The 7,354-nt window shown below is 58.1% G+C and carries 6 protein-coding genes; 3 read left to right on the top strand and 3 right to left on the bottom strand.

Annotated elements, in window-relative coordinates:
- The 3 genes from ACEQWH_RS10945 to ACEQWH_RS10935 all read right to left on the bottom strand — a co-directional run.
- On the bottom strand, positions 1-1,148 hold a 1,148-nt coding region (locus ACEQWH_RS10945; RefSeq protein ID WP_370230740.1), incomplete at its 3' end, for a CoA-binding protein.
- 222 nt (positions 1,149-1,370) lie between these two features.
- Positions 1,371-1,676, bottom strand: coding sequence for a SelT/SelW/SelH family protein (locus ACEQWH_RS10940; RefSeq protein WP_370230738.1), 306 nt, complete (start codon positions 1,674-1,676; stop codon positions 1,371-1,373).
- Positions 1,677-1,678: 2 nt separating this feature from the next.
- A complete protein-coding gene (locus ACEQWH_RS10935) occupies positions 1,679-2,842 on the bottom strand; it encodes an acyl-CoA dehydrogenase family protein (RefSeq protein WP_370230737.1) in 1,164 nt (387 codons plus the stop codon).
- Between the two features lie 75 nt (positions 2,843-2,917).
- On the opposite strand from ACEQWH_RS10935, the gene ACEQWH_RS10930 reads away from it, so the two are divergent.
- From ACEQWH_RS10930 to ACEQWH_RS10920, 3 genes are all read left to right on the top strand, one after another.
- Positions 2,918-3,850, top strand: coding sequence for a GlxA family transcriptional regulator (locus tag ACEQWH_RS10930; protein WP_370230735.1), 933 nt, complete (start codon positions 2,918-2,920; stop codon positions 3,848-3,850).
- Between the two features lie 84 nt (positions 3,851-3,934).
- Positions 3,935-5,743: an adenine deaminase gene (ade, locus tag ACEQWH_RS10925; protein ID WP_370230734.1), complete on the top strand. Its 1,809-nt coding sequence runs from the start codon at positions 3,935-3,937 to the stop codon at positions 5,741-5,743.
- On the top strand, positions 5,740-7,212 hold the full coding sequence (locus tag ACEQWH_RS10920) for an AMP nucleosidase (RefSeq protein ID WP_370230732.1): 1,473 nt from the start codon (positions 5,740-5,742) through the stop codon (positions 7,210-7,212). The genes ade and ACEQWH_RS10920 overlap by 4 nt, the downstream gene beginning before the upstream one ends.
- Positions 7,213-7,354: the final 142 nt, after the last annotated feature.

Below are 7,354 nucleotides of genomic sequence, written 5' to 3'. Positions count from 1 at the left end.
ATATCGATAATCAACAGCGTGATGGCCAGCTGTGGATCGGACATGGCTGCGAAAGTCTGGGTGAGCGCAGGCACATCGCGCCAGATATAAGTGTGGTAATCCAGCGGATTGGCCAGCGCGACCATCGGGCCCAATGCCGTGCGCAGATCGCGGGCTTGTCGCGCGTTCAACGCGGGGAACACCAGATTGCGGCCATGGGCAGTGTCAGCCGCAAGGCTGGCCTCGCCGCCCGAGCAGCTCATGGTCGCAACGGTGTTTGAGGCAAGCGGCCCCGTCACATGCAAGAGCTTGAGTGTTTCCAGGAAGGACGGAAGATCGTTTAAGCGCGCAATGCCCAGACGATCCAAGAGCGCCGCAGCCCCTGCATCCCCTCCTGCGACCGAAGCCGTATGCGACACGGTCGCCGCCTGCGCTTGATCTGATTTGCCCACTTTGATCGCCACAATCGGTTTGTTGACCGAGGCCGCGAACGCCGCCAGGTCCTCCCAAGCGCGCAGATCGCCAAATCCTTCCACGTGCAGGCCCAGGGCTGTGACGCGCGGGTCCTGAAGCAGATTCTTGCCAAGCTCCGCGATACCGATCTGAGCCTGATTGCCGGCTGTAATGGCATAGGCAATCGGAAGGCCGCGGGTCTGCATCGTGAGGTTGATCGCGATATTTGAGCTTTGCGTCACGATGGCAACGCCTGTGTCACAGCTTTTGCCACCCTGCTGATCTGGCCACAGCAAAGCGCCGTCCAGATAGTTGATAAACCCGTAACAGTTGGGGCCAAGGATCGGCATATCGGCGGCAGCGCTCAGCAATTTGTCTTGCAGATCTGCGGCGTCGGTGTCCTCGGCAGAAGCCTCGAGAAACCCAGACGCAAAACAAACTGCGCCCCCTGCGCCCATGGCGGCCAGTTGTCCGACAAGATCGACAGTTGCAAAGCGGTTCACACCCAGAAAGACAGCATCCGGAAGCTTGGGCAAATCGGTGACTGTCCGAAACACGTCGCGACCGGCCAGTTGCTCGGCTTTCGGGTGCACCGGCCAGATCTCGCCGCCAAAACCCATTTTCTGACATTGATCAATTACAGCAGCGCACCACGCGCCTCCGCCAACCACAGCGATGGTTTTCGGGCGCAGCAAGCGGGCAAGGTCTCGGGTCATGGAGCTATCTTTCGGATTGGCGCAGCTGGAGGGAGCCTCCGGCGGGGATATTTCTGGCAAGAGAAATAGAATTTGTTAACCAAAACAGGGCAGTGTCGAGGAGCGGAACAGGCAGGGATGCCGATGGCCGTGCAAGGGACAGAGAGATCTCTTTCTTTGGGGGTGTCCACGTGGCGCCCCCTTTTTCTCTTGCCAGAAATATCCTCGCCGAAGGCATCTGAGTTATCCTCGCGTGTCTCGGTCCAGATGACCCAGATCGCGCTCGGGCGCGATCACGTCGCGCAGGCGCTTTTTCAGTTCCTTCGCATCGGGAAAGCCGCCGTCGCGCTTTCGTTCCCAGATGATGGTGGTTTCGGCTTTGATCTCGAACACACCGCCCATGTCCCCAGGCACCAGCGTGACACCGGCAAGGTCATCAGGAAAGCTTTGCAGTAGCTCCTGCGCCATCCAACCGGCGCGCAAAAGCCAGTTGCAGCCGGTGCAATAGGTGATGGTGACATGAGGTTTGGACGGTGTGGGGTCTGGCACGGTTAGCCTCCGACTTTGCGCAGCATCTCACGGCTGATGATGTGGCGCTGGATTTCACTGGTGCCTTCCCAGATACGCTCAACGCGCGCATCGCGCCAGATTCGTTCCAGAGGAAGTTCGTCCATCAGCCCCATGCCGCCGTGGATCTGGATTGCCTCATCCGCGATCATGGCAAGCGCTTCGGTGGCTTTCAGTTTCGCCATGGACATGTCAGATTCCGTCACCGTGCCATTCTCGAAATGCCAGCCGCCGTTCCATGTGAGCAACTCTGCCGCCTTAAGCTCTGTGGCCATATCCGCGAGTTTGAAGGAGACCCCCTGAAACTTGCCAATCTGCTGGCCGAATTGCTTGCGTTCTGCGCAGTAGTCGACGGCATGTTGCAAGGCGCGGTCGGCGCGGCCAAGGCAGGTGGCGGCCACTTGCAGGCGGGTGGCGCCAAGCCAGTCGTTGGCAACCTGAAAGCCTTTGTGAACCTCTCCCAAAACAGCAGACGCCGGCAGGCGACAGTCGTCAAATTCCAGGACTTGGTTGGTGTAGCCGCGGTGAGATACGTTGCGATAGCCTTCACGTACGGTGAAGCCAGGCGTGCCTTTGTCGACGAAGAAGGCGGTGATAAGTTTCTTTTTGCCCCGCGGGGTGTCTTCTTCGCCGGTGGCCATAAAGACGATGGCGAAGCCCGCGATATCGGCGTGGGAAATGAAGTGTTTCGTGCCGTTCAGGATCCAGTCATCGTCCTCTTGGCGCGCCGTGGCTGTCATGCCGCGCAGGTCTGATCCTGCGCCCGGTTCTGTCATCGCCAGACAGTCCCAGGTTTCCCCTTTCATGCAGGGGTAGAGGTATTTTTCCTTTTGCTCGTCGGTGCCAGCCAGCAGGATGTTTGACGGGCGGGCAACGCCCGTCCAGTGCAGCGCATAGTTGGCGCGGCCAAGTTCCTTTTCATACATCAGCCATGTCAGCGTATCGAGGCCCGCGCCGCCGACCTCTTCGGGCATGTTGGCGGCGTAAAGCCCGGCTTCCATGGCCTTTTGCTGAATGTCTTTGATGACATCCATATCCAGATGTCCGGTGCGCTCGATTTCGGCTTCGTGCGGGTAGAGTTCATTCTCGACAAATGCCCGCACAGTGTCCTGAATCATGAGCTGTTCTTCGGTGAGGCCAAAATGCATGGCGGAATCTCCTCGTTCGTTGACGCTAGATTGCAGCGCTTGACCAAGGGTATCATGCACAATTAGACAAAAATCATGCCAAAATGGACAAAAACGACCCACGCGCCCCAGACCTTCGACATTCTGTTGTTCGACGGTTTCTCGAACCTGTGCCTTGCCAATACCGTAGAACCCCTGCGGGCGGCGAATATGATTTCAGCGAAGCCTTTGTATCACTGGCGCATTTTGACTCTGTCGGGTGCTGCGGCGACCAGTTCCAGTGGATTGAAAGTGACGCCCGATGCGGCTTTGGGTCGTCAAAGCGGGGCGATGCTGGCGATCATGCCATCCTACGGGTTTCGAGAGCTGGCGGGATGGCGATGTCAGGCGGCCCTGCGTGAAGCGGCGCAGCGATATCCCGTCGTCGCGGGGTTAGACACGGGCGCGTGGTTGATGGCGGCAGCGGGATTGCTTGAGGGCTATCACGCGACCATTCACTGGGAAGAACTGACGGGGTTTGCAGAGCGGTTTGCCGATGTGGATGCGGTGCGCGAGCGGTTTGTGATTGATCGAGACAGGATCACTTGCTCGGGCGCACGGGCTGCCTTTGATCTGACACATCACCTTATCGGTGAAACCCACGGGCAGGCCCTCGCGCTTGAGATGGCGCAGTTGCTGATGGCGCGGGACCGCACCGCAGAGGGTCAACCGACGCCGGCGGATCAGGCGATTTCCCTCATGGCAACCCACCTAGAGCAGCCTTTGGCGATTGGCGTTATCGCGCGCAGATGCGGGCAAAGCCAGAAAGCTCTGGAGGCGCGGATGCAGCGCACCTATGGCGCGTCTCCGCGCACGATTTACCGTCGTTTGCGTCTTAATCAGGCGCGTAAACTATCGCGTGAGACGGCGATGTCAGTGCGTGAAATTGCATTGCGGTGTGGCTATGACGATCCCTCGGCCTTTACCCGCGCTTTCAAGTCCGAGTTTGGCGTCACACCGCGCGATCTTCGTGGTGGCAATACTGGCTGACTATTTGATTTGCGTTGAAAGTTTTTCGCAAAAGCTTCACGGCGCTGCGCTTGAACCGCTCTATCTCTCGTGACAGAGTACGCCATGGAGCATACGAAGTTAAAGAGTTGGGCCGAAAGCGCCCCCCGTCTTATCAATACAGCAGCAGGACGTACCCCCGCCGATATGGTGATCCAATCGGGCCGTTGGGTGAATGTGCATACGCGTGAAATTCTGGATGACCACGATATCGCAATCGCCGAGGGGCGGATTGCCTATGTCGGGCCTGATGCAAGCCATTGCATAGGGCCTGATACCGAGGTGATTGACGCGAAAGGCCGGTTCATGATCCCCGGTCTTTGCGATGGGCACATGCATATTGAATCCGGCATGCTGACCCCTGCCGAATTTGCCAGAGCCGTGATCCCGCATGGCACAACGACGATGTTCACGGACCCGCATGAGATCGCCAACGTTCTGGGTCTGGATGGCGTGCGCATGATGCACGACGAGGCGATGATGCAGCCCGTCAATATCTTTACGCAGATGCCAAGCTGCGCGCCGTCGGCGCCCGGGCTTGAGACCACCGGATATGAAATCACCCCAGAGGATGTCAGCGAGGCGATGAGCTGGCCCGGTATCATCGGTCTGGGCGAAATGATGAACTTTCCGGGTGTCATCAATGCAGATCCTAAGATGCTGGCGGAAATGGCGGCCACGCAGGCTGCGGGGAAAACCATTGGCGGGCATTATGCGTCGCCTGACTTGGGGCCGAACTTTCACGCCTATGCAGCCGGTGGGCCAGCGGACGATCACGAAGGCACATGCGAGGCGGATGCGATTATGCGGGTCCGTCAGGGGATGCGGTCGATGATGCGGCTGGGCTCTGCGTGGTATGACGTGGAAACGCAGATTACCGCGGTGACGGAGAAAGGGCTGGATCCGCGGAACTTCATTCTGTGCACGGATGATTGTCATTCGGGAACTCTGGTCAACGACGGCCACATGAACCGCGTCGTGCGACATGCGATAGCCTGTGGCTGTGATCCGGTGATTGCGCTGCAGATGGCGACGATCAACACGGCGACTCATTTCGGACTGGAGCGCGAGCTTGGCTCGATTGCGCCGGGACGTCGGGCGGACGTAAGCCTGACCTCTGACCTTGCGACGCTGCCCATCGAGCATGTCATTGCGCGTGGAGTAACCATTGCCAAAGACGGTGAAGGTCTTGTGGATTGCCCGCATCTGGATTGGCCGGACCATGCGCGTCAGACCGTGCATCTGGGAACGCCGCGCGTGGCCGAGGATTTTCACATTGCTGCGCCAGAGGGGGCCAACTCCGTGATCGCCAACGTGATCGGCGTGGTTGAAAATCAGGCGCCGACAAAGGCGTTGAAGGCGGATCTGGCGGTGGCTGACGGGCTGGTGCGGATGGATCCGGAAAAAGACGTCTGTCAGATTGCACTGGTGGAACGTCATCAGGCGCTTGGCACAACGGTGAACGGCTTTGTCAGCGGCTTCGGCTATCAGGGTCCAATGGCGATGGCGTCTACGGTGGCCCATGACAGCCACCACATGATTGTAGTGGGCACAAGCCACGAGGACATGGCTTTGGCGGCCAACCGATTGGGTGAGGTCGGCGGCGGCGTGACCGTTTTTAAAGACGGGCAAGAAATCGCGCTGGTAGAGCTGCCGATTGCCGGTTTGATGTCGGATGAGCCTGCAAAAACCGTCTCGGCCAAGGCACAGAAGATGGTCGAAGCGATGGAAGCCTGTGGCTGCCATCTGAACAACGCCTATATGCAGCATTCCTTGCTGGCCCTTGTTGTGATCCCTGAAATCCGGATCAGTGATCTGGGATTGGTGGATGTGACAAAATTTGAAATGACAGACGTAATTGAGACCGCAACATGACGCCCGTATCTTTGCCGATCGACACGATTGAAAACATAGCCGTAGAAAGCTTTACCGATGCCAAAGCCGCAGTGGATCGCCTGTGTGATCTCTATGCGCAGGCCACGCGGTTTCTGACAGACCGCTTCACCACGACCTTGGCCAACGGACCTGAAGGCCGGCGCATCCGTGCCTTTTATCCCGACATCCGGATTACCACGACCAGCTTTGCCGGCATCGACAGCCGTTTGTCGTTTGGACATGTGGCCGAGCCCGGTGTCTATGCCACAACGGTGACCCGCCCGGACCTGTTTCGCCATTATCTGGAACAACAGATCAGCCTCTTGGTCGAGAACCACGGCGTTGAGGTTGATATCGGCTATTCCACGACGCCAATTCCGGTGCATTTCGCCGTTACGGGCGATGTGGAAATTCCACAGGTCGGCGCGGCGAGCTTTCCGTTGCGGGACTATTTCGACGTGCCGGATCTGGACACCACCAACGATGATATCGTGAATGGCGTTGATGTGACCAAAGACGGCGAGGCGCATCCGCTCTCGCCTTTCACGGCGCAACGGGTGGATTATTCGCTGGCGCGCCTGGCGCATTATACCGCGACTGATCCCAGCCATTTCCAGAACCATGTGCTGTTTACGAACTATCAGTTCTATTTCAGCGAATTCGAGGCCTATGCGCGCAAGATGCTGGCTGATCCGGACAGCGGCTACACCAGCTTTGTGTCTACCGGCAACCACGAGATCACTGCGCCGGATGCCGAGATCCCGATGGTAGAGAAACAGCCGCAGATGCCGACCTATCACCTGAAGCGTCAGAACGGCTCGGGGATTACTCTGGTCAATATCGGGGTTGGGCCGTCGAACGCGAAAACGGCGACAGACCATATCGCGGTGCTGCGTCCTCACGCGTGGCTGATGGTGGGCCATTGCGCGGGCCTGCGAAATTCACAAAGCCTTGGCGATTTTGTGCTGGCGCATTCCTATTTGCGCGAAGATCACGTGCTTGATGACGATCTTCCTGTTTGGGTTCCGATCCCGCCTTTGGCGGAAATTCAGGTCGCGCTGGAAGAGGCGGTGGCTGATGTCACCGAACTGTCGGGATACGAGCTGAAGCGGATCATGCGGACGGGCACGGTTGCAACCATCGACAACCGCAACTGGGAGCTGCGCGAGACATCAGGGCCCGTGCAACGCCTTAGCCAATCCCGCGCCGTTGCGTTGGATATGGAGAGCGCGACGATCGCGGCAAACGGGTTCCGCTTCAGGGTTCCTTACGGCACTCTTTTGTGCGTGTCAGACAAGCCGTTGCACGGAGAGTTAAAGCTGCCGGGCATGGCGAGCGACTTCTATAAAACACAAGTGGCGCGCCATTTGATGATTGGAATCCGTGCGATGGAGTCCCTGCGGGATATGCCTTTGGAACGGCTGCATTCGCGTAAATTGCGGTCATTTGACGAAACGGCCTTCCTCTAGGGGGTCAAGCCTGTGGATAACCCCATAAAAATAACGGTTTTTGCGGATTTTAGGCCGTCTGGCTCACCATTTCGTTGTGTTTGGAAAATATTTTCCGTTAAATGCCCGCGATGAGGCCCAAAATACCGGGCAGACTAAAGGA

This window comes from Cognatishimia sp. (assembly GCF_964229375.1).
GTDB lineage: Bacteria > Pseudomonadota > Alphaproteobacteria > Rhodobacterales > Rhodobacteraceae > Cognatishimia.
This window is presented reverse-complemented; position numbering and strand designations above follow the sequence as displayed.

What these genes read in the sequence shown, in the direction of transcription:
- ACEQWH_RS10935 (WP_370230737.1), bottom strand. Translation starts at nt 2,842, where the DNA reads ATGCATTTTGGCCTCACCGAAGAACAGCTCATGATTCAGGACACTGTG.
- ACEQWH_RS10920 (WP_370230732.1), top strand. Translation starts at nt 5,740, where the DNA reads ATGACGCCCGTATCTTTGCCGATCGACACGATTGAAAACATAGCCGTA.
- ACEQWH_RS10930 (WP_370230735.1), top strand. Translation starts at nt 2,918, where the DNA reads ATGCCAAAATGGACAAAAACGACCCACGCGCCCCAGACCTTCGACATT.
- ade (WP_370230734.1), top strand. Translation starts at nt 3,935, where the DNA reads ATGGAGCATACGAAGTTAAAGAGTTGGGCCGAAAGCGCCCCCCGTCTT.